At 62.5% G+C, this 22,785-nt stretch carries 20 protein-coding genes; 14 read left to right on the plus strand and 6 right to left on the minus strand.

The genetic code is table 11. The features are described 5' to 3' along the window. Positions 1–22 precede the first annotated feature (22 nt). The 5 genes from CP49_RS31515 to CP49_RS31535 form a co-directional block, all read right to left on the minus strand. The gene (locus CP49_RS31515) at positions 23–1,021 is read right to left on the minus strand and encodes an ABC transporter ATP-binding protein (protein WP_057854026.1); all 999 of its coding nucleotides are present in this window, start codon (positions 1,019–1,021) and stop codon (positions 23–25) included. Beyond that, positions 1,018–2,016, minus strand: coding sequence for an ABC transporter ATP-binding protein (locus CP49_RS31520; protein WP_057854027.1), 999 nt, complete (start codon positions 2,014–2,016; stop codon positions 1,018–1,020). The genes CP49_RS31515 and CP49_RS31520 overlap by 4 nt, the downstream gene beginning before the upstream one ends. Further along, positions 2,013–2,984, minus strand: coding sequence for an ABC transporter permease (locus CP49_RS31525; protein ID WP_057854028.1), 972 nt, complete (start codon positions 2,982–2,984; stop codon positions 2,013–2,015). The genes CP49_RS31520 and CP49_RS31525 overlap by 4 nt, the downstream gene beginning before the upstream one ends. Before the next feature lie 12 nt (positions 2,985–2,996). Further along, positions 2,997–3,977: an ABC transporter permease gene (locus CP49_RS31530; protein ID WP_057854029.1), complete on the minus strand. Its 981-nt coding sequence runs from the start codon at positions 3,975–3,977 to the stop codon at positions 2,997–2,999. 89 nt (positions 3,978–4,066) lie between these two features. Then, complete coding sequence (locus CP49_RS31535; protein ID WP_057854030.1) at positions 4,067–5,662, minus strand: ABC transporter substrate-binding protein; 1,596 nt, start codon at positions 5,660–5,662, stop codon at positions 4,067–4,069. 196 nt (positions 5,663–5,858) lie between these two features. On the opposite strand from CP49_RS31535, the gene CP49_RS31540 reads away from it, so the two are divergent. The 7 genes from CP49_RS31540 (at position 5,859) to CP49_RS31570 (ending at position 15,222) form a co-directional block, all read left to right on the plus strand. Beyond that, positions 5,859–7,112 carry an NAD(P)/FAD-dependent oxidoreductase gene (locus tag CP49_RS31540; protein WP_057854031.1) on the plus strand — a complete coding sequence of 418 codons (1,254 nt, stop codon included), beginning with the start codon at positions 5,859–5,861 and terminating at the stop codon, positions 7,110–7,112. A 98-nt stretch (positions 7,113–7,210) separates the two neighbouring features. Then, positions 7,211–7,465: a DUF6489 family protein gene (locus CP49_RS31545; protein WP_057854032.1), complete on the plus strand. Its 255-nt coding sequence runs from the start codon at positions 7,211–7,213 to the stop codon at positions 7,463–7,465. Further along, entirely contained in the window at positions 7,466–8,266 is an 801-nt protein-coding gene (locus tag CP49_RS31550; RefSeq protein WP_057854033.1) for an esterase/lipase family protein, read from the plus strand. It abuts the gene before it with no gap. 155 nt (positions 8,267–8,421) lie between these two features. After that, positions 8,422–9,969, plus strand: coding sequence for a WS/DGAT/MGAT family O-acyltransferase (locus tag CP49_RS31555; RefSeq protein WP_057854034.1), 1,548 nt, complete (start codon positions 8,422–8,424; stop codon positions 9,967–9,969). Positions 9,970–9,979: 10 nt separating this feature from the next. Next, complete coding sequence (locus CP49_RS31560) at positions 9,980–10,975, plus strand: alpha/beta fold hydrolase (RefSeq protein ID WP_057854035.1); 996 nt, start codon at positions 9,980–9,982, stop codon at positions 10,973–10,975. Positions 10,976–11,144: 169 nt separating this feature from the next. Continuing rightward, positions 11,145–14,384, plus strand: coding sequence for a bifunctional cytochrome P450/NADPH--P450 reductase (locus CP49_RS31565; protein ID WP_057854036.1), 3,240 nt, complete (start codon positions 11,145–11,147; stop codon positions 14,382–14,384). Positions 14,385–14,547: 163 nt separating this feature from the next. Further along, positions 14,548–15,222 carry a spermidine synthase family protein gene (locus tag CP49_RS31570; RefSeq protein ID WP_057854037.1) on the plus strand — a complete coding sequence of 225 codons (675 nt, stop codon included), beginning with the start codon at positions 14,548–14,550 and terminating at the stop codon, positions 15,220–15,222. A gap of 141 nt (positions 15,223–15,363) precedes the next feature. Here CP49_RS31570 and CP49_RS31575 read toward each other — a convergent pair whose 3' ends face one another. Further along, positions 15,364–16,278, minus strand: coding sequence for an alpha/beta fold hydrolase (locus tag CP49_RS31575; protein WP_057854038.1), 915 nt, complete (start codon positions 16,276–16,278; stop codon positions 15,364–15,366). A 165-nt stretch (positions 16,279–16,443) separates the two neighbouring features. Between CP49_RS31575 and CP49_RS31580 the strand changes: the two genes are divergently transcribed. The 7 genes from CP49_RS31580 (at position 16,444) to paaX (ending at position 22,749) form a co-directional block, all read left to right on the plus strand. Further along, positions 16,444–16,824, plus strand: coding sequence for a hypothetical protein (locus CP49_RS31580; protein WP_057854039.1), 381 nt, complete (start codon positions 16,444–16,446; stop codon positions 16,822–16,824). Beyond that, positions 16,821–17,903, plus strand: coding sequence for an alpha/beta fold hydrolase (locus CP49_RS31585; protein ID WP_057854040.1), 1,083 nt, complete (start codon positions 16,821–16,823; stop codon positions 17,901–17,903). The genes CP49_RS31580 and CP49_RS31585 overlap by 4 nt, the downstream gene beginning before the upstream one ends. Next, positions 17,900–18,493 (plus strand): GNAT family N-acetyltransferase, encoded by a 594-nt coding sequence (locus CP49_RS31590; RefSeq protein WP_057854041.1) that lies wholly within the window; start codon positions 17,900–17,902, stop codon positions 18,491–18,493. Before CP49_RS31585 ends, CP49_RS31590 begins: the two co-directional genes overlap by 4 nt. 246 nt (positions 18,494–18,739) lie before the next feature. Further along, entirely contained in the window at positions 18,740–19,216 is a 477-nt protein-coding gene (locus tag CP49_RS31595; protein WP_057854042.1) for a phasin, read from the plus strand. Between the two features lie 206 nt (positions 19,217–19,422). Continuing rightward, positions 19,423–20,709, plus strand: a complete 1,287-nt coding sequence (locus CP49_RS31600) for a DUF445 domain-containing protein (RefSeq protein ID WP_057854043.1) — start codon at positions 19,423–19,425, stop codon at positions 20,707–20,709. Between the two features lie 189 nt (positions 20,710–20,898). After that, the gene (locus CP49_RS31605) at positions 20,899–21,669 is read left to right on the plus strand and encodes an esterase/lipase family protein (RefSeq protein WP_057854044.1); all 771 of its coding nucleotides are present in this window, start codon (positions 20,899–20,901) and stop codon (positions 21,667–21,669) included. A 210-nt stretch (positions 21,670–21,879) separates the two neighbouring features. Then, complete coding sequence (paaX, locus tag CP49_RS31610) at positions 21,880–22,749, plus strand: phenylacetic acid degradation operon negative regulatory protein PaaX (protein ID WP_057854045.1); 870 nt, start codon at positions 21,880–21,882, stop codon at positions 22,747–22,749. Positions 22,750–22,785: the final 36 nt, after the last annotated feature.

A 22,785-nucleotide genomic window follows, 5' to 3' on the forward strand; every position in this document is an offset into this window, starting at 1 on the left:
CGCATTGCTCCCATCCCTGTGATCATAACGCGACGGCGGCTTCAACCGGATGGTTGACTGCATGGCAGGCGACGCCGTCGATCAGCGCGGGCGCCTGCCGGCGGCAGAGATCGAAGGCCAGTGGGCAGCGCGGATTGAAGGCGCAGCCGGGCGGCGGATGGATCGGATTGGGGATTTCGCCCTTGACCGGAATCCGCTGGCGGCCCGACATCGCGAGATCAGGAACGGCTCCTAAGAGCATCTTGGTGTAGGGCATTCGGGGATTGGCGAACAACTCACGGCCTTCGGCAATCTCGACGATGCGGCCGAGATACATCACGCCGATGCGGGTCGCCATATGGCGAACCACGGCGAGGTTGTGGCTGATCAAAAGGTAGGTCAGGCCGAATTTGTCCTGCAGGTCGCGCATCAGATTGAGGATCTGCGCCTGCACGGAGACATCGAGCGCCGAGGTCGGTTCGTCGCAGACGATGAATTCGGCCTCGGACGCCAGCGCGCGCGCGATCGCGATGCGCTGGCGCTGCCCGCCGGAGAATTCGTGCGGATATTTCAGCCCGTCATCGGGATGCAGCCCGACGAGGTTCAACAATTCGCCGACGCGCATGCGGATGTCGCGCTCGCCCTGGATCAGGTCGAAGGCGCGGATCGGCTCGGAGACGATGGCGTCGACCCGGAAGCGCGGATTGAGGCTCGCATAGGGGTCCTGGAAGATCATCTGGATGCGGCGCCGCAGCCGCTGCCGCGCCTGTGCCTGTCTGGCACTCGTCATCGACACGCCGTCGATGATCACTTCGCCCGAACTCGGCGGCAGCAACCCTACTACCATCCGCGCCACGGTGGTCTTGCCCGAGCCGGACTCGCCGACGAGCGCGAATGTTTCGCCCTTCTTGATATCGAAGGTCACGCCGTCGACGGCTTTGAGGAATTCGAGATCGCCGCCTTCGAGGACGCGGTTGAGCCACGGCTTCGAGACGTCGAAGACGCGGCGTAAATTTCTGACATCTACAAAGGGCGGACTCATGCCGCGGTCTCCTTCGCCGCTTCGCCGGGCGCGGTATCGAAGAGATGGCAGGCCACGGCGTGCGAGCCGTGCTTGAGCGGCTCCGGCCGATCGACGCGGCAGCGGTCGAACGCAAAGGCGCAACGCGGATTGAACGAGCAGCCCGGTGGGATCGCCGACAGCCGCGGCATCGAACCCGGAATCTGCACCAGCCGCTTGTCTTCGCCGGCCAGCGTCGGGATCGCGCCCATCAGGCCCTTGGCGTAGGGATGCAGCGGGTTCTGCACGACATCCTGCACCGGGCCGATTTCGGCGATCCGGCCCGAATACATCACCGCCACGCGGTCGGAGGTCTCGGCAATCACGCCCATGTCGTGGGTGACCAGCATGACGGCGGTGCCGTGATCGCGGCCGAGCCGCTTGATCAGCGAAATGATCTGCGCCTGCACGGAAACGTCGAGCGCGGTCGTCGGCTCGTCGGCAATGATCAGTTCCGGTTCGGCGCAAATCGCAAGCGCGATCACGACGCGCTGGCGCATGCCGCCGGAGAATTCGTGCGGGTAGGCGTCGATGCGTTTCTCCGGAGCCGGGATTCCAACTTCGGCGAGCAGATCGATGGCGCGTTTGCGCGCCGCCGTCTCCGAAAGATTCATGTGGGTTCGGATCGTCTCCACGATCTGGTCGCCAATACGATACAGCGGATTGAGGCTTGTCAGCGGATCCTGGAAGATCATCCCGATCCGCTTGCCCCGGATCCGGCGGATTTCTTCCGGCGGCAGGTGATCAATCCGCGTGCCCGACAGGTAGATTTCGCCGGAGGCGATGCGGCCGGGCGGGTCGATCAGCCCGATTACGGCAAGGCCGGTGACTGATTTGCCGGCGCCTGACTCGCCGACCACGCCGAGCACTTCGCCCTTGGCGATGTCGAAGGACACGCCATTGATCGCGCGCAGCGTGCTGCGGCGGGTGAGGAATTCCACCTCGAGGTTACGCACGGAGAGGACAGGCACGGTCATCGGAGCTTTGGATTGAGCGCGTCGCGCAGCCAGTCGCCGAGCAGGTTGATGGAGAGGATCAGTCCCGCCAGCGCAATGCCGGGGAAGGCGACGATCCACCATTCGCCGGCGAACAGGTAGTTGTTGCCGATCCGGATCAGTGTGCCGAGCGAGGGCATGGTGTCAGGCATGCCGGCGCCCAGGAACGACAGCGTCGCCTCGGTGATGATGGCGAGCGCCAGGTTGATGGTCGCAATCACCAGGATCGGCCCCATCGTGTTGGGCAGCACGTGCCGGAAAATGATCTTCGGCGCGGGGAGGCCGATCAACTGCGCGGCCGCGACATAGTCCTTGTTCTTCTCGACCATGACCGAGCCGCGCACGGTGCGGGCATACTGCACCCAGAAACTCAGGCCGATCGCGACCACCAGCACCGCCAGCGTACTCATGGCATCTAACCGGTTGCCGAACACGGACTTGGCGACACCATTGACCAATAGCGCGATCAGGATCGCAGGGAAGGTGAGCTGCACGTCGGCAATGCGCAAGATCAGTCCGTCGATGGTGCCGCCGAAATAGCCCGCGATCAACCCGAGCGTGATGCCGAGCGTGCCGGCAAGCACCACGCCGAGCACGCCGACCACGAGTGAAATCCGCAAGCCATAGAGAATGGCCGAAAACACGTCGCGGCCCTGTTCGTCAGTGCCGAGCAGGAACGGGCTCTGGCCTTCGGCGGTCCACAGCGGCGAGATCCGCGAATTCATCAATTGCAGTTGCGCCGGGTCGAACGGGTTCTGCACCGACAGTTGCGATGCAAAAATCGCGAGCAGGAAGAACAGAATGGTGACGGCCGCCGCCACCATGGTCATTCGCGAACGGCGGAACGAATAAAAGATGTCGCTGTCGAGTGCACGCTTGAGCCAGCCCGTGCCGGAGCGCGACGCTTGCGCGTTCGGCTCTAGTCGGTGAGGGACCACGGCGTCAGACATCTGGTGTCTTTCCTATGCCGGTCGGCTGATGGTCGAGCGCAGGCGCGGATCGACGATGGTGTAGAGGATGTCGACCACCAGGTTGATGGTGACGAAGATCAGCGACACCATCAGCAGGTAGGCCGCCATGATCGGGATATCGACATTCTGGACGGCCTGCACGAACAACAATCCCATACCCGGCCATTGGAAGACGGTTTCGGTGATGATGGCAAATGCAATTACCGAGCCAAACTGCAGGCCTGCCACCGTGATGACGGGAACCAGCGTGTTCTTCAGCGCGTGACCGAAATGGATCGCTCGCGTCGTCAAGCCGCGGGCGCGGGCGAAGCGAATGTAATCAGTACGAAGCACTTCGAGCATTTCAGCGCGCACCAGCCGCATGATCAGGGTCATCTGGAACAAGCCGAGCGTGATCGAGGGCATGATCAGCGCCTTGAGGCCGGAGAGTGTCAGGAGGCCGGTGGTCCACCACCCGATCCGCACCACATCACCGCGCCCGAATGAAGGCAGCCAGCCCAGCGTGACAGAGAACAGATAGATCAGCAGAATGCCGATCAAGAACGTCGGCAGGGAGATTCCAATCAGAGATACGGCCTGGAAGAACTTTGTGAGAATGGTATCGCGCCGCAATGCGGAATAGACGCCCATCAGGATGCCGAAGACCATGGCAAGAACGGTAGCGCAGGCGGCGAGTTCCAGCGTCGCCGGCATCCGCTCCATCAACAGGTTCGAGACCGGCTGGCGGAACTGATAGGACACCCCGAATTTGAACTGCACGGCGTTGCCGAAATAGCGCGCGAACTGCACGGGCACCGGATCGTCCAGACCGAGCGATTTGCGTACCGCCTCGCGCTCAGCGGCCGGCGTATCCAGCGAAACGATCTGGTTGACGGGGTCGCCGGCGAAACGGAACATCGAGAAGGCGATGACGCCGACCGCGATCATGACGCCGATGGCCTGGATAGCGCGGCGAAGAGTGAAAGCGAGCATGAATTCCTTTCACTGCTCTATGCGGCGGCGGACGTCGCTGTCGCCTCCCGGAAGCCACTAAGCCGCCGGGACCTGGTGTTGACGCCTGACTAGTCCTGTTTGGTCGCCCAGTACAGCAGGACCTGATTGTCGGCGCGCTGCGTCAGCTTCACTTTTTTCGACACGCCCCAGGCCAGCGCCTGCTGATGCAGCGGGATGTAACCGAAATCCTTGTCGAGGATCGCGTAAGCGCTCTTGATCAACTGATCGCGCTTGGTGGTGTCGGCTTCCTGCAATATCTTGTCGGTGAGGGCGTCAATTTCCTTGTTGCAATATCCGCTGAGATTGTTCTCTCCGCGCGAGCTCTTGGGATCGTCGCGACAGCCGATAACGTCGTGGAGCACGTTGTGGGAATCGAGAGTTCCGGGAGTCCAGCCCAACAGAAAGAACGACGTCTGATAGCCGCCCGCCTTGAGAACCTTGGCGAAGTACTGCGCCTTGGGTTGCGCGAGGAGGTCAACTTTGACGCCGATCCGGGCCAGCATGCTGACTACCGCCTGGCAGATCGGGGCGTCGTTGACGTAGCGATCGTTGGGGCAGTCCATCGTGACTTCGAAACCATCGGGATAGCCGGCTTCGGTCAGAAGCTTCTTGGCGCCGTCGGGATCGAATTTCGGCCGCGTGAAATCCTTTGACAGCGCAAATAATTGCGGTGCGATCATCAGCGCCGATGGCGTGGAAAGGCCGCGCATCACGCGGGTCTTGATCAACTCGACATCGATTGCCTTGTAGAACGCCTCGCGAACGCGAACGTCCTTGAAGGGGTTCTTGCCCTTGATGTTGGAATACAGCAATTCATCGCGAAGTGTGTCCATGCCGAGAAAGATGGTGCGAAGTTCCGGTCCCTTCAGCACCTGGGCGTTGGGGCTGGAATCCACGCGTGTGATGTCCTGGATCGGAACTGGCTCGATGACGTCGACTTCGCCCGACAGCAGGGCGGCTACGCGCGTGGCGGCGGAGCCGATCGGCGTGAAGACGATCTCTTTCAGATTGTGCTCGGGCTCGCGCCACCAGTTCGGGTTTGGCTTGAACACCGTTTTCACCCCGGGCTGATGGCTCTCGATGATGAAGGGACCGGTGCCATTGGCGTTAAGCGAGGCAAAACTGGGCGACGTTGCCGCCACTGGAGTCGGGGCGATCGAGTTGTTCGCCTCGGCCCATTTCTTGTCCATGATGTACCAGGTGTCCCATTGCGAATGTAGAATGGGATTTGGCGAGGTCAGGATGAAATCCACGGTGTAGTCGTCGACCTTGACGACCTTGGCATCGGACGGAATGCGGGTGGGAAGGTTCGAGCCCTTGGCACGAACGCGCTCTGCCGAGAAAACGACATCGTCGGCAGTGAAGGGGTTGCCGTTATGGAATTTGACGCCCTTGCGTAGATGAAAGCGCCAACGGGTCGGTTCTGGGATGTCCCAGCTTTCCGCCAGGGCGGGGACGATCTTCAGGTCCTTGTCGCGGGCGATCAGACCCTCATAGGCGTGGCCGAGATGGGCGTGGGTGGTGGTTTCGTTCAGCGTATAAGGGTCGAGCGATTTGAGGTCGCCCTGGTTGGCATAGCGCAGGGTCTGGGCCGATGCGGGTGCCATTGCCAGGGCAAGGATTGAAGCCGTAGCCGCAGCAAGCAAAGTCTGACGTACCGACATTTGTTCGATTCCCCGCTTTGATCAGCAATTTCCACAACTAGCGGCGGATATTGCCGAGCCATGTTGCCAAAGTCCAGCCGCCGCGCAAGCATCATTATCCTGCACCGCATGCCGGTTTGCGCGGCGGTGCGGCAAAGACTAGTTTCATCTTAAGTCGTGCGCGCAAGCACGTGACATTAAATTTTCGGAGTGCCGGATGGCGGAACTGAAGGCCGACATTCTCGTCCTGGGTGCGGGCATGGTCGGCGTCAGCGCCGCTTTGCACCTGCAGAAACGCGGCCGGAACGTGGTTCTGATCGACCGGCACGAGGTTGCCGGCGAGGAAACCAGTTACGGCAATGGCGGACTGATCGAATGCGCCTCGGTCTTTCCCTACATGTTTCCGCGGGATGTAGGTCAGATCCTGCGCTACGCGTTCCTTCGCGCGCCACAGGTGCGTTACCATTTCAGGGATTTGCCGGCCTTCCTGCCATGGCTTACACGGTATTTCCTCGCCTCGTCGCCGGAGCGTGCACTGCACAGTGCGATGGCCGAATTGCCGTTGATCCAGCGCAGCCTGATCGAGCATGAGGCGCTGATTGCGGAAGCCAATGTTCCAGAATTGTTGCAGCGGTCGGGCTGGATCAAGCTGTTTCGTTCCGAGGCGACGCTTTCGGACGCGGTGCGGGATCTGGAGCGCGCCCGGCAGTATGGCGTGGCGGGAGAGGTGCTCGATGGGCAAGCGATATCAGCGCGCGAGCCGCATCTGACCGGCGATTTCACTGGCGCAATCCATTTTCCCGCGCCGGGATTTGTGCCCGATCCCGGTGGGCTGGCCAAGGCCTATGCGGCGCTGTTCGGCCGTAAGGGCGGGCGCTATCTGGTTGGCGATGCCCGAACGCTCGAACCCTCAGACGGGCGGTGGCGGGTGGCGACGCTGGAAGGCACCATTACGGCGCGCGAGGTTGTGGTGGCGATGGGGCCGTGGTCCGACCAGATCTTCGCGCCACTCGGCTATTCGATCCCGCTTCAGGTCAAGCGGGGCTATCATTTGCACCTCGAGCCGCGCGGCAACGCGGTCTTGAATCATCCCGTGCTGGACACTGATCTCGGCTATCTGCTGGCGCCGATGAATCGCGGCATTCGCCTGACGACCGGCGCGGAGTTTGCCCACCGCGATGCGCCGCCGACGCCGGTCCAGGTCGAGCAGGCCTTGCCGCGGGCGCACAGACTGTTTCCGCTGGGTGGGCCGGTCGACGCCAGGCCCTGGATGGGCGCGCGGCCCTGCCTGCCCGATATGTTGCCGGTCATCGGCAAGGCACCTCGCCATGGCGGGCTATGGTTCGATTTCGGCCATCAGCACCACGGCCTGACGCTCGGACCCGCAACCGGGCGCCTGCTGGCTGAAATGATGACCGGTGAAACCCCGTTTGCCGATGTCAGGCCTTTTGCTGCCGAACGCTTTGGTTGACCATATCGGAAATTGAGAGGGCCGGGGCCTGGCTCTTGTCCTTGCGTGACTCGGGCCATCGTGGCGATACTGCAGCAAGCCAGCAAAAGGAGCGGTCCATGAAAGTTAACGTCGAAATCGATTGCACGCCGCTGGAGGCCAGGCAATTTTTCGGACTGCCGGATGTCTCGCCGATGCAGACTGCCGTGATGGAAAAAATGCAGCAGCAGGTGATGGCCAATATCGAGAAGGTGTCGCCGGAATCGCTGATCCAGAGCTGGTTCACCTTCGATCCAAAGATCGCCGAGCGATTCCAGGATATGTTCGTGACCATGGCAGGCCTCGGCGGCATGGGTCAGAAGGACAAGAAGTAAGTGGCCCTCGCGGACGGCGGCGCAGCGACAAGCGAGCAAAGGCTTCAGCCGCCGAGCCTGTTCCTGATGCTGGCCGAGGCGAGGTGCTTGTTCGAACTGAATTCGAGCCTGCTGCTGTCGCCACTATTGTTGCGCGCGCCGAAGGGCGACGGGCATCCGGTGCTGGCGCTGCCGGGCTTTCTCGCCAGCGATCTTTCGATGGCGCCGATGCGGCGCTACCTGAAAGAACTCGGCTACGACACCTATGCGTGGCACATGGGTCGCAATTTCGGTGGCGTCGCCTCCAAGCGTGGTGCGTTGCGCGACCTCCTGCGGCGCATTCACGAATCGACCGGCCGCAAGGTCAGCCTGGTCGGCTGGAGTCTCGGCGGCGTCTATGCGCGCGATCTCGCACTGCAGATGCCGGACATGGTGCGCTCGGTGATTACGCTCGGCAGTCCGTTTGCCAACGACATAAGGGCGACCAACGCCACGCGGCTCTATGAGGTGCTGTCGGGGGAGACGGTCGACGATAATCTGGAAATCCGCCAGGCGATCGCCGGTGACCTGCCGGTGCCCGCGACCTCGATCTATTCCCGCACCGACGGCATCGTGAACTGGCACACCAGCCTGCTCCGTCCCTCCGAAACCGCCGAAAACATCGAGGTGCACTTTGCCAGCCATATCGGGCTCGGCGTAAACCCCGCTGCATTGTGGGCGGTGGCCGACCGTCTGGCGCAGGCCGAGGGAGAGTTTAAGCATTTTGACCGATCAGGACCATTTGCCATTGCCTACGGTCCCCCTGAAAATGCACAATCCTGAGCCTACGCCCTAGCTTGAGGGCATAATCTCGAAAGGTCCCGTCCTGCAATTGATGCGGGGTGGCTAGCGGTTTTCGGATATGCTCCAATAACAAAGACATTCCAGACGCCAGAAGCGCCGCCAAGGCGCCGCGTTTTCTACCGCGGGAGGAATAAATGGCGGACGCCAAGAAGCTGTCTTCGATGGACGCGTCGTTTCTGTATCTGGAAACGCCGGAGATGCCGATGCATGTCGGCAGCATGGCGATCTTCCGCCTGCCTGAGAACTACAGCGGCAACTTCTTCGAGGACTTCAAAGCGATGATCGCCTCGCGGCTGCACATCGCGCCGATCCTCAAAGCGCGGCTGGAAAAGGCGCCGCTCGACATCGATCATCCGTCCTGGGTCGAGGACGACCAGTTCGACATCGACCGTCACATCTTCCGCGGCAGCTTGCCCGCACCTTGCGACCGCGCGACGCTGGAACGCATCGTCGGCTGGATGCACGCCAAGCTGCTCAACCGCGCCCGGCCGCTGTGGGAGTTCTATGTCTTCGAGGGCATGAAGGACAACGAGATCGGGCTCTATTCCAAGATGCACCATGCCTGCATCGACGGCGGTGCAGGCGCGGCACTGACCAACATGATCTATGACGTCACGCCGGTGCCGCGCGTGGTCGAGAAGCCGCTCCCGCAGGCGAAAGGCGGCAACGAGCCGCGCGACATCGCCGCCAACCTGATCGATTCCTATCAACAGCTCTGGCGCCAGCCGTTCGACGGATCGTCGACGCCGAAGACCCTCGATCTGCCGCGCTCGGGCAAGAGCGATCTCGGATCGATCCTGTTCGACAACGCCATGTTCCAGATCGAGAGCACGGTGAAATTCGCCGGCAGCATTCCCGCGATGCTCAAGAGCGTCTCCGACGTGGTCGGCAAGATTTCCGACCCGAACTCGCGCGACAGCATCGCCAGCATGGTCTCGCCGTCGACGATTTTGAACAAGGCGATTTCGTCCGAGCGCAGTTTCGCCGGCACCTCGATTTCGCTATCGCGGGCCAAGGCGGTCGCTAAGGCATCCGGCGGCAAGCTCAACGACGTGGTGCTGGCGCTGTCCTCCGGCGTGGTCCGGCGCTATCTTTTGGAGCGCGGCGCCTTGCCGGCCAAGTCGATGACGGCCGCGGTGCCTATCTCGCTGCGCGAGGAGGGCAACACCGAGGCCAACAACCAGGTGTTCGGCATGATCTGCTCGATCGCCACCAATATCGAGGATCCCAAGGCGCGGCTGGAGGCGATCATCGCGCAATCCACCAAGTCCAAGGAGATGTCGCATCCGCTGCGGGCCTTCATGCCGCAGGTTTCCAACGTATCGATGCTGGGTGCGCCGATTCTGGTGCAGATCCTGGCGCTGCTCTACAGCCGCTCGGACTTGTCGAACGTTTTGCCGCCGTCGGCCAATATCACGGTGTCCAACGTGCCGGGGCCGCGGCAAACGCTGTACGCCGCGGGCGCGGAATTGCTGCACATCTTCCCGGTGTCGATCTCAACCCATGGAATCGCGCTCAACATCACCGTGCAAAGCTACCGGGACCAGCTCGATTTCGGCTTTATCGCGGGCGCCAACATCATTCCGCATGTCCAGGTTATGTGCGACATGCTGCCGGTCGAATTCGAGGCGCTGGAGGCGGCGTTCGCGCCACCGCGGAGCATGACCAGCGCGGCTGAATAGGGGGCTTGTCATGATTGAAATGCCGTCGCTGCAGTTCGCTCAGACGAACGGTATTCGCATGGGCTATTACGAGGCGGGGCCGAAGTCGGATACGCCGCCCGTCATCCTCTGCCACGGTTGGCCGGAGCTGGCGTTCTCCTGGCGTCACCAGATCAAGGCGCTGAGCGAGGCCGGCATCCGCGTGATTGCGCCGGATCAGCGCGGCTATGGCGCAACCGACCGCCCCGAGGCGATCGAGGACTACGACATAGAGCATTTGACCGGCGACCTCGTCGGTCTGCTCGATCATCTCGAGATCAGCAAGGCGATCTTTGTCGGTCACGACTGGGGTGGCTTCATCGTCTGGCAGATGCCGCTGCGGCATCTCGATCGCACCGCGGGCGTCGTCGGCATCAACACGCCTCACATGGACCGCGCGCCGGCGGATCCCATCGAGCTGTTCCGCATGCGCTTTGGCGACCAGATGTATATCGTGCAGTTTCAGGACCCGGCGCGCGAACCGGATCGAATATTCGGCAGCAGAGTCGAGCAGACCTTTGATGCCTTCATGCGCAAGCCGGTGCCGCGCAGCGACACTGCGCCCGCAGACAAGCCGGTCGCCGGCGTTGGCGCCTCGCCCAGGCTCAACCTGGCGTTTCCGCAAATGATCGCCGGCTACGATGCCAAACATGATCCGCGCACGCCGATCCTGAGCCCGGAAGAAAAGAAGGTGTTCGTCGATACCTTCACGAAAACCGGGTTCACTGGCGGCATCAATTGGTACCGCAACATGTCGCGCAACTGGCAGCGTTCGGGGTGGCTGGACCACACCGTGCGGGTACCATCGTTGATGATCATGGCCGAAAACGACCACGTGTTGCCGCCATCGGCCGCTGACGGCATGGAGAAGCTCGTCCCCGATCTGGAGAAGTATCTCGTGCGCGATAGCGGCCATTGGACGCAGCAGGAAAAGCCGGACGAGGTCAGCGCCAAGCTGATCGAATGGCGTAAGAAGCGGTTTGGGTGAATGTAAAAAGAATCAACTCGCCGTCATTGCGAGGATAGCGCAGCGACTTGCGCCGTCATTCCGGGATGGTCCGAAGGACCAGACCCGGAATCTCGAGATTCCGGGTTCGATGCTTCGCATCGCCCCGGAATGACAGCGTGGGTGGGATTAGGCAGGAGATACTTCGACAATGGCGTCCCCCAATAAACTTAGTCCGATACCGCATCCGCCGAAAAAGCCTGTCGTCGGCAACATGCTGTCGCTGGATCCGAACGCGCCGGTGCAGCATCTGGTACGGCTAACCAAGGAACTGGGTCCGATCTTCTGGCTCGACATGATGGGCGCGCCGCTTGTCATCGTCTCCGGCCATGACCTGATCGACGAGCTCTCCGACGAGAAACGCTTCGACAAGGCGGTGCGCGGTTCGCTGCGACGCGTCCGCGCCGTCGGCGGCGACGGATTGTTCACTGCCGATACCAATGAGCCGAACTGGAGCAAGGCGCACAACATCCTGTTGCAGCCGTTCGGCAATCGCGCGATGCAGTCCTATCATCCGAGCATGGTCGATATCGCCGAGCAGCTCGTGAAGAAATGGGAGCGGCTCAACGCCGATGAGGAAATCGACGTCGTGCACGACATGACGGCGCTGACGCTCGACACCATCGGGCTCTGCGGCTTCGACTACCGCTTCAATTCGTTCTACCGCCGCGACTACCACCCGTTCGTTGAATCGCTGGTGCGCTCGCTCGAGACCATCATGATGACCCGCGGCCTGCCGCTGGAATATCTCTGGATGCAGAAGCGCCGCAAGACGCTCGCGCAGGACGTCGCCTTCATGAACAAGATGGTCGACGAGATCATCGCCGAGCGCCGCGGGAGCGCCGAGGTCGCCGAAGGCAAGAAGGACATGCTGGGCGCCATGATGACCGGCGTCGACCGCGCCACCGGTGAACAGCTCGACGACGTAAACATCCGTTACCAGATCAACACCTTCCTGATTGCGGGCCACGAGACCACCAGCGGACTGCTGTCGTGCACGATCTATGCATTGCTCAAGCACCCCGACGTGCTTAAGAAGGCCTACGAGGAAGTCGATCGGGTGCTCGGGCCCGATATCAACGCCAAGCCGACCTATCAGCAGGTCACTCAGCTCACCTACATTACGCAAATACTTAAGGAGGCGCTGCGGCTGTGGCCCCCGGCGCCGGCCTACGGCATCGCGCCGCTCCAGGACGAAACTATCGGCGGCAAGTACAAGCTGAAGAAGAACACATTCGTCACGGTGCTGGTGATGGCGCTACACCGCGACCCAAGCGTCTGGGGTCCGAACCCGGATGCGTTCGATCCCGAAAATTTCAGCCGCGAGGCCGAGGCCAAGCGTCCGATCAACGCCTGGAAGCCGTTTGGCAACGGCCAACGCGCCTGTATCGGCCGCGGCTTTGCAATGCACGAGGCGGCGCTTGCGATCGGCATGATCCTGCAGCGCTTCAAGCTGATAGACACGCACCGCTATCAGATGCACCTGAAGGAAACGCTGACGATCAAGCCGGACGGCTTCAAGATCAAGGTGCGGCCGCGTGCCGACAAGGATCGTGGCGCCTTCGCAGGCCGCGCCGCGGTGGCCGCAGCCGCCTCGAATGCTGCGGCGGCGCCGCAGGCGCGGACCCGTCCCGGGCACAACACGCCGCTATTGGTGCTCTACGGCTCCAACCTCGGCACGGCGGAAGAATTGGCGACGCGGGTGGCGGATCTGGCCGAGGTCAACGGCTTTGCGGCGAAGCTCGGCGCGCTCGACGATTATGTCGGGAAGCTGCCGGAGCAGGGCGCGTTGCTGATCTTCTGCGCTTCCTACAACGGCGCAGCCCCTGACAACGCGACGCAGTTCGTCAAATGGCTGGACAGCGGCCTGCCGAAGGATGCGCTCGCCAAGGTCCGCTACGCCGTATTCGGCTGTGGCAACAGCGATTGGGCCGCGACCTATCAATCCGTGCCGCGAATGATTGACGACCAGTTGGCGGCGCATGGCGCGCGCAGCCTCTACGCTCGCGGCGAGGGCGATGCGCGCAGCGATCTCGACGGCCAGTTCGAAAAATGGTTTGCGGCGGCCGCGCCAGCGGCGATGAAGGAATTGGGTGTCGATTCCAGCTTCGCGCGCAGCGCCGACGACGCGCCGCTCTATTCGATCGAACCGGTGGCGCCATCGGCCGTTCACGCTATCGTGGCGCAGGGCGGCGTTGCGCCGATGAAGGTGCTGGTCAATTCCGAGCTACAGAACAAGACGGTCGCCAATGGTTCCGATCGGTCGACCCGCCATGTCGAGGTGCAACTGCCGCCAGGTATTACTTACCGCGTCGGCGACCATCTCAGCGTGGTGCCGCGCAACGATCCGGCGCTGGTCGATTCCGTTGCGCGCCGCTTCGGCTTTTTGCCGGCCGACCAGATCCGGCTACAGGTCGCAGAAGGGCGCCGCGCGCAATTGCCGGTCGGCGATGCCGTCTCGGTCGGCCGGTTGCTGACCGAGTTCGTCGAGTTGCAGCAGATCGCGACCCGCAAGCAGATCCAGATTATGTCGGAGCACACGCGCTGCCCCGTCACCAAGCCGAAACTGCTGGCCTATATCGGCGACGACGACGCCTCTACGGAGCTTTACCGCGCCGACGTCCTGGCCAAGCGCAAATCGGTGTTCGATTTGCTGGAGGAGCATCCGGCCTGCGAACTGCCGTTCCACGCCTATTTGGAAATGCTGTCGCTGCTGGCGCCGCGCTATTATTCGATCTCGTCGTCGCCGTCGGGCGATGCGGCGCGTTGCAGCGTTACCGTCGGCGTCGTCGAAGCGCCGGCAAGTTCGGGACGCGGCGTCTACAAGGGCGTCTGCTCGAACTATCTCGCCGGCCGCCGCGTCGGCGACAACGTGCATGCGACGGTGCGCGAGACCAAGGCCGGCTTCCGCTTGCCCGACGATCCGGCCCAACCCGTGATCATGATCGGTCCCGGCACGGGCCTCGCGCCATTCCGCGGCTTCCTGCAGGAGCGCGCGCACCGCAAGGCACAGGGCGCCAAGCTCGGGCCGGCGATGCTGTTCTTCGGCTGCCGGCATCCCGACCAGGATTTTCTCTACGCCGATGAGTTGAAGGCTTTTGCCGCCGACGGCATCACCGAACTGCACACCGCGTTCTCGCGTGCCGACGGGCCGAAGATCTATGTGCAGCATCAGGTCACGGCGCAAAAGGATCGCGTCTGGAGCCTGATCGAACAGGGCGCGATCGTCTATGTCTGCGGCGACGGCAGCAAGATGGAGCCGGACGTCAAGGCCGCGCTGGTCACAATCTACCGCGAAAAATCCGGCGCCGACGCCGATGCCGGCCTGCGCTGGATCGACGATCTCGGCACGAAGAACCGGTACGTGCTGGATGTGTGGGCTGGTGGGTGAACTGTCGTCCCTGCGAACGCAGGGACCCATAACCACAATCGTTTGTTGATGCACTGGTTGTAGCTCCAGCCATCGCCAATTTGGCTGCGGTGATTATGGGTCCCCGCTCGCGCTTCGCTTGGCCGGGACGACGGCTACTAGCCGATCATGCTACAAGCGCCGCATGATTCCCTGGGAAAAGATCGACACCACCCGCATTCCTGGCACCGATGGCGAACTCCGCCTCATGCGCCGCGGGAAAGAATTCTCCATCATGCTCGGCTCCAACGAGCTGATGAACAGCCGCCTCTCGGGCTCCGAGGCGGCGCTGGCGACCCTTGCGGCAAAGAAAATCGAGAAGCTCGCAAGCCCGCATATGCTCATTGGCGGCCTCGGCATGGGCTTTACGTTGCGCGCGGCGCTCGCCGTTCTCGGCAGCAAGGCAAAGATCGTGGTGTCGGAATTGGTGCCGGCCGTTGTCGCCTGGGCGCGCGGCCCGATGGCGGAAATCTTTGGCGACAGCCTGAATGATCCGCGCGTGACCATTCGCGAAGCCGATGTCACCGAAATCATCCGGTCGCATCGTTCGAAATTCGACGCTATTCTGCTCGACGTCGACAATGGGCCGGAAGGGCTAACCCGCAAGGCCAACGACGCGCTCTATAGCGGGGCCGGACTGAGCGCGTCGCGCACCGCGCTGCGGCCGGGCGGCGTGCTGGCGGTCTGGTCTTCGGGGCCCAATCCGGCGTTCGCAAAACGCCTTCGGAGCGCGGGCTTCGACGTCAATGAAGTCAATCTCCGCGCAACCGGCAAAGGCCGCGGTGTTCGCCACATCATCTGGATCGCAACGAAGAGCTGAGTTGGGCGGATCAACTCTCACCGTCGTCCCAGGGACCCATACGCCGCGGCGCGGCTGATGAAAGGCGGTGGCTGACGCCTTGCTTAACCCACGGTCTCCTGTGGCTATGGGTTCCTGCTTTCGCAGGAACGACGAGAGATGTCACGCCGCCTTCGCCGCGGCGCCATGCGCGTGCTTGTCGATGGCGTCGATGATCTGCGGCCACATCGGGATCGGCAGCGCGTGGCCCATGCCTTCGATCATTAGGAGTTTTGCGCCGGGGATCGACGCCGCCGTGTCCTTGCCGCCTTCGGGGCGCACCAACGGATCGACGGTGCCGTGGATGACCAGCGTCGGGATATTCACTTGATGCAGCCGTTCCTTGCGGCTGCCCGACGCCAGCACGGCGCGCAACTGCCGGCCGACACCGGCCGGATTGAGGCCGCGCTCATAGGTGCGGGCGGCGCGCGCAGGGTCGAGCGCCTCGTCCTCAGGAAACGAGCCGACGCGCAGCACTTTCCAGGTCTTGGCGAACCGCTCGAAATATTCTTCCCTGGTCTTCGGCGGCGGCGCCATCAGCACGGCGGCGGCCTCGCGGGTCGGCGGCGGTATCTTGGGGTTACCCGTCGTCGACATGATCGAGGTCAGCGAACGCACCCGCTGCGGAAACGAGAGCGCGATTTCCTGCGCAATCATGCCTCCCATCGACGCGCCGACCAGATGCGCCGACTTGATTCCGAGCACGTCCATCAGGCTGACGGTGTCCTTGGCCATGTCGATCAGTTTGTAGGTCGATGCGACCGGGATCTTCAGGAACCGCAGCTTGAGCAATTCGAACGGGGTCAGCCTCCCGCCGCCGGAAAGGTGGGAGGATTTGCCGATGTCGCGGTTGTCGAAGCGGATGACGCGAAAGCCGCGCGCGGCGAGCTGACGGCAGAAATCGTCATCCCAATGGATCATCTGGGCGCCGAGGCCCATGATCAAGAGCAGCGGTTCCGCGGCCGGATCGCCGAAAATTTCGTAGCAAATGTCGATGCCGTTGGCGCGAGCAATCTGTGGCGGCTGATGGGCGAGCATCGCGTTTGTCTTCCCTTGGGTGGCCTGAGCTTTGAGTAACTATGGCATGGTTTCCCGCACCGCAGAAGGCTTTGCAGCGGTTGACCGGCCTGCCGCAACGGTGTGGTATGGGTCAACAGAAGCGAAGCGTGGCAAGCGCTCGTAACCTTTCGGGAGAGGGCGCCTATGGCCGACAAAGGCAATGATCCTGCCGCGATCTGGCAGACCATGATCGGTGAGATGGAAAAGGGGTTCAACTCCTTTGCCAATCAGGCGATGGCGTCGCCTGAATTTTCCAAGGCGATGAACCAGGTCGGCGGCGCGACGGCGGGCGCGCAAAAGCAGCTTGGCGAGCTGATGGAGAAATATCTGCTCGCGATGAATCTGCCGAGCCGCGCCCAGATGGTCGGCATGGCCGAGCGGCTGCAGTCGATCGAGGGCCAGCTCAACGAGATCAAGGCGCTGCTGCATCAGGTGCATCATAACTCGCTGTCGCCGGAGAGCGGCCTTGGCACGCCGCGGCCGCCGCGCACCAAGCGTCCGCCATCGGAGGGAGAGCAGAAATGAACGCTCCGGCGGGCCTCGATCTGGCTGACATCCCGGAACGGATTCAATCCGAGGTGCAGCGCGCCATCCAGCGCAGCATCAAGGGCGTCGAATATATTGCCTCCTCGGGTCCCTCGCTCGGCTCGACGCCGAAGGACGTTTTGGCTGTCCGCGGCACCATGAACCTCTACCACTATCGTCCTGTTGCGGATGAAATCTACCGCGTGCCGATCCTGATCGTGATGGCCACCACCAACCGCGGCTACATCCTCGACATGGTGCCCGGCCAGAGTTTTATCGAGTTTCTGTTGAAGCGCGGCTACGACGTCTACATGCTGGACTGGACCGCGCCGAAGCCGGAAGAAAAAAGCCTGCGGATGGAGGACTATGTCCTCGACTTCATCCCGGATTGCGTCCGCCGCGTGCAGCAGGATTCCGGCGAGCACGACGTCACCGTGATCGGCTATTGCTTCGGCGGCGTGCTGTCGCTGCTCTACGGCTCGATCTTCAACGACGGGCCGATGAAGAACCTGATCTGCTTCACCACGCCGATCGATTTCCGCGAGATGAAGCTTTTCCAGAATTTCTCCGACCGTCGCTATTTCGACGTCGACCGTCTGGTCGATAGCGTCGGCAACGTGCCGCCGGAAATGATCTTGTCCTCGTTCGAAATGCTGCGGCCGGCGTCACGCGCCGTCAGCCAGGTGCAATTGTGGGAGAACATCTGGAACGACGAGTTCGTAAAATCGTACCGGATGTTCGACCGCTGGGCGACCGACACGCTGCCGCTGGCCGGCGAGTATTTCCGCGACATCACCAAGAACCTGATGTGGGACAACAAGCTCTATAACGACACCATGTCGGTCGGCGGGCGCGCGGCGGATATTTCCAAGATCAAGGTGCCGATCCTGCATGCGGTCGCCGAGCACGACCACATTGTGCCCTATGACGCCGCAAAACACCTGATCACCAAGGTCGGCTCGACGGACAAGGAAGAGGTGATGCTGAAGGGCGGTCACGTCAGCCTGGTCGCCGGCGCCAACGCCATCAAGCGGCTGTGGCCGAAACTGGACTCCTGGTTAGGTAAGAGATCAACATGAGCGAAACACGTTCCTATCCGCGCCACGTCAAGACCGACGCCGGCGACATCGAATTCCGTCTGATGTCGCGCGCCGACGAGCCGGCGGTGCTGGCGTTTGCGCAAAAACTTCCGACGCATGATTTGCTGTTCCTGCCGCGCAACATCAGCCAGCCGAAAGTGCTGTCGGCCTGGATCAACGAGATCGAGCGCGGCGCCATCGTCAGCCTGCTCGCGGTGAAAAGCGGGACGGTGGTCGGCTGCGGCACGCTGGTGCGCGATCCCCATTCCTGGTCGCCCCATGTCGGCGAGATTCGGATGGTGGTGTCGCTTGATGTCCGCGGGCAGGGGGTCGGCCGGACGCTGTCGCAGGAGACCTTTGCCTTGGCCTTGGGTGCCGGCCTGGAAAAGCTGTCGGTACAGATGACCGTCGACCAGCAAGCCGCGATCGCCCTGTTCGAAAGCCTGGGCTTCAAGGCCGAGGCCCTGCTGCGGGACCATGTGCGGGACGTCGACGGCAAGAAGCACGACATCGTCGTGCTCGGACACAATGTGGCGCAGGTGCGGGCGCAGATGGAGGCCTATGGGCTTCCGGGAGCGGTTCAGCACTAGCGAGACACAAAATCGCGAAAACAACCCCATGCAAAGTAGATGAGGCCGGCGCCGCATTAGCCTAAAGTGGAACTTTTGCCGGTTCTCTGGGCGAACCGTTCATCCATCAGGCTCTTCACGAATTCGTGATATCGCGCTGCAACATTAATGTTGCGTCGCACCATTAACTATGGCACAACACTCACGCCCCGGGCCAATCCGGACGGGGTGAGCCCATAGCTCAAACCTGAGGATGGAGAGACTGCAATGACCACTGAAACCAATTCCGTGCTGGACACCGTCAAGGAAGCCTTCGCGCCCGTCACCGAGGCGTTCACCAAGCTCCAGAACCTGGAAGTTCCGGAAGCTGCCCGTGAGTTCGTGAAGAAGCAGGCCGAGACCGCCAAGGTTCGCGCCGCCGACATGCATGCCGGCTCCGAGAAGGTCACTGCCGCCATCGAGACCGCCGTTGCCGGTTCGGTTTCCGAGGCTGCCAAGATCAGCCGCAACATCCAGCAGGCGTTTTATCAGGACGCGGAAGCGTTCTTCGCCGGCATCGACAAGCTTGCTTCGGCCAAGTCGCTGAGCGAAGCCGCCCAGATCCAGTCGGACATGGTCCGTGCGCGCGGCGAAGTGTTCGTCTCGCGGGCGAAGGCCACCACCGAGTATCTCGGCAAGCTCGTCACCGAGGGTGCCAAGAACGCGCAGGACAACTTCGCCAAGGTCTACTCCAAGACCGCCTGATCGCGATCCGCCTGCCAACTGCCGTTTCGAAGGCCCGCCTAGGCGGGCCTTCTTTTTGTCTGCCGTCGCCATAAGTCAGTCTGGACCCTCATGGTGAGGAGGCGCTCTTGCGCCGTCTCGAACCATGAGGCCACGATGGGCCTCATCCTTCGAGACGCCGCTTCGCGGCTCCTCAGGATGAGGGTCGCCGCCATTCGAAAGCCGTCATGAGCCTTCCCGGCACATTCGTCATCGACGCTCCCGCCGACGCCGCGCACGCCGCCGAATTGCGGCGCGTGAAGTTGCTGGCGACGCTGGTGCTGGCGGCGACGTTTGTAATTTTCCTGGCGGCGAGGGCGCTGCTGCCCCTGCATCCCGCGTTCGGCTTTATCGCGGCGTTTGCCGAGGCCGCTACCATCGGTGGCCTGGCGGACTGGTATGCCGTGGTCGCCTTGTTCAAAAGGCCTCTGGGATTGCCGATTCCGCACACCGCGATCATTCAGAGCAATCAACAGCGCATCGCCGACAAGCTCGGCGAATTCATCGAGGTGCATTTCCTCGAAGCGGCGCCCGTCGAAGCGAAACTGCGGCAGATCGATTTCGGCTCGTTCATCGCCGACTGGCTGCGCGACCGCAAGCGTAGCGAGGATCTCGCGCGCTTTGCGCTGCGGCTGCTGCCTGAGGCGGTCGCTGCGACGGAGAATTCCGGGTTGATGACCTTCGTCAGCCGCCGCATCACCGCGCAACTGATGGCGATCGATCTCGCGCCGCTCGCCGCCGGCACGCTGCGCGCCTTTGTGAAAGAAGGCCGCCATCAGGGTCTGCTCGACGATCTCCTGCGCGGAGTGCATGAGACGATGACGCAGGCCGAGACCATGGCGATGATCCGCGAGAAGATCCGCGCCGAATTGCCGACGCTTTTAAAACTCTATCGCGCCGACAAGTTTCTGGTGAACAAGATCGTGGCCTCGGCGACGGCGTTCTTCGAGGAAGTTCGTAACGACCCCAAGCATCCGTTTCGCGGCGAGTTCGATCGCATGGTGCTGACCTTCGTAGACCGGCTCGGTACCGATCCGGCCTACGCCGAACGCATCGCCGGCCTGAAGCGCGATCTTTTGGCGCGGCCCGAGCTGACCAGCCTTGCGCGTCACATCTGGGAGAATGTGCGCACCTTCTTCGAACGCAGCGCCTCGGGCGAGACGCAGGTGTTGGAGCAATATCTGGTGCGCATGTTCGTGAAAGCGGGCGAGGCGCTGGCCGGCGATGCCGAGTTGCGCACCGAAATCAACCAGGGCCTCGTGGCCGTGCTGCGTACTGTGGTCGCCGAACAGAAGAGCGGCGTCTCGACCTTCATCTCGGATCAGGTGAAATCCTGGGACATGGGACAGTTGATCTCGCTGATCGAAATCAACATCGGCCGCGACCTGCAGTACATCCGCTTCAACGGCTCGCTGATCGGCGGGCTGGCAGGGCTAGCGCTCTATACTCTCGAATACTTGCTGCGGCTGCTGTGACTAATTAATCACGTCAACGCTTTCGTTATCCGGGATGTGATCTGGGCCGCTTGCAAGAGCAAAACCGGTTCCTTAGCTTTTTGTGGAACAATGTTGCGTTGCGGTGAGATTCTGCTGCGTTTGCGTCCATTCAACCCAACGAGCGGCTTGGCTGCCGAGACGTAAGGGGCCAGCCCGAGAGGAGATACGATGTCCGTTGCTGCGCAGCCGCTTTCACCGCCGTCCAGAACGCTGATGTTTCTGGAGGGGCGAGCCATTCACGAATTGGGTGCGTTTCTCGGCGCGTTGCCGCTTCTGAGCCTTGCGCCGCGTGGCGATGGGCATCCGGTGCTGGTGCTGCCCGGGCTTGTGGCGTCCGACACCTCGACGCGCCCGTTGCGTTCCTTTCTGCGCAATCGCGGCTACGCCGTCAGCGGCTGGCGACAGGGACGCAATCTCGGGCTGCGTCATGGCGTGCAGAACGCGATGGTCGATCTGGTTCACGAATTGAATGACACGCATGGTCGCAAGGTTTCGCTGGTCGGCTGGAGCCTCGGCGGCCTCTACGCCCGCCAGCTCGCCAAGATGATGCCGGAGCGCGTGCGCTCGGTGATCACGCTCGGCAGCCCGTTCGCCGCGGGGCCGAAGGCGACCAACGCGTGGCGCGTCTACGAGATGGCAAGCGGGCGACGCGCCGATGAAGAGGATGCGCGTTTCGGCGGCGCGCTGTCGTCGACGCCGCCGGTGCCGACCACGGCGATCTTCAGCCGCACCGACGGCATCTGCGCCTGGCAGGGCTGCATGGAAAAGACGTCAGCGACCTCTGAGAGCATCGAGGTCGAGAGCAGCCATTGCGGCATGGGCCATCACCCGGCCGTGGTCTACGCGGTCGCCGACCGCCTGGCGCAGCCGGAAGGCGAATGGGCGCCGTTCGATCGAAGCGGCTGGCGCAGCCTGGTTTATCCGAACCCGCATCGCTGAAGCGGACGGAAATCCCGACTGGGTATATCAGGGCCACATGGTTCGAGACGCGCGGCGTTGCCGCGCTCCTCACCATGAGGGTCTAAGAGACCTCGTCCTGAGCTGTCAGACCTCGTCCTGAGGAGCGGCGTTTTCGCCGCGTCTCGAAGGATGAAGCCCCGCTCTATCTGCCGTTGTCGCGATCCCGCAAAACGCGGTATGCCTTGACGCATGCCGCCGCCGCTTGCCCGTATCATTCAACACTTGAAGCGCGAACCTTCGCGCACCGGCTCCATCGTCATCACCGTGTTCGGCGATGCCATCGTACCGCGCGGCGGCTCGGTATGGCTCGGCACGCTGCTCGAATTCTTCGAGCAACTCGACATCGACGCCAGCGTGGTGCGCACCGCGATGTCGCGACTGACCGCCGATGGCTGGTTCGAGCGCAACAAGGTCGGCCGCAACAGCTTCTATCGCCTGGTGCAAAGCGGGCGGCAAACTTTTGATATCGCAACGAAACACATCTATGGGCCACCGGCCTCCGACTGGACCGGCCGGTTCGAACTGCTGTTGATCGGCAATGGTGAAGATCGCGACGCCTCGCGCGAGGCGCTGAAGAATGCGGGCTTCGGCAGCCCGCTGCCGGGCGTGTGGGTCGCGCCGTCGGGCGTGCCCGTGCCGGCGGAAGCGGCTGGAGCCATCCGTCTTGAAGTATCGGCCGAAGACGACAGCGGGCGGCGCCTGCTCAGCGAGAGCTGGCCGCTTGATCGCACCGCGGACGCCTATCAGAAATTCATGAAGACCTTCGAGCCGCTGCATGGCTGGATTATCAGGGGGGAACGGCTGGCGGAAGCCGACGCCTTCACCGCGCGCGTGCTTCTGATCCACCATTATCGCCGCGTGGTGCTCCGTGACCCGCTGTTGCCGACGTCGCTGCTGCCCGCGGACTGGCCGGGAAGGGCGGCCCGCACGCTGTGCGGCGACATCTATCGCGCGCTGCTTCCCGCTTCGGAACAATGGCTTGACCTGCACGCAACGAATGAAAGCGGCCCGCTTCCGAAGCCCGGCGCCGAACTGTTCCAGCGGTTCGATGGGTCGTGAATACGTTACAGAAATATATTGCATATCGAAAATTAT

The organism is Bradyrhizobium valentinum, from assembly GCF_001440405.1.
Lineage (GTDB): Bacteria > Pseudomonadota > Alphaproteobacteria > Rhizobiales > Xanthobacteraceae > Bradyrhizobium > Bradyrhizobium valentinum.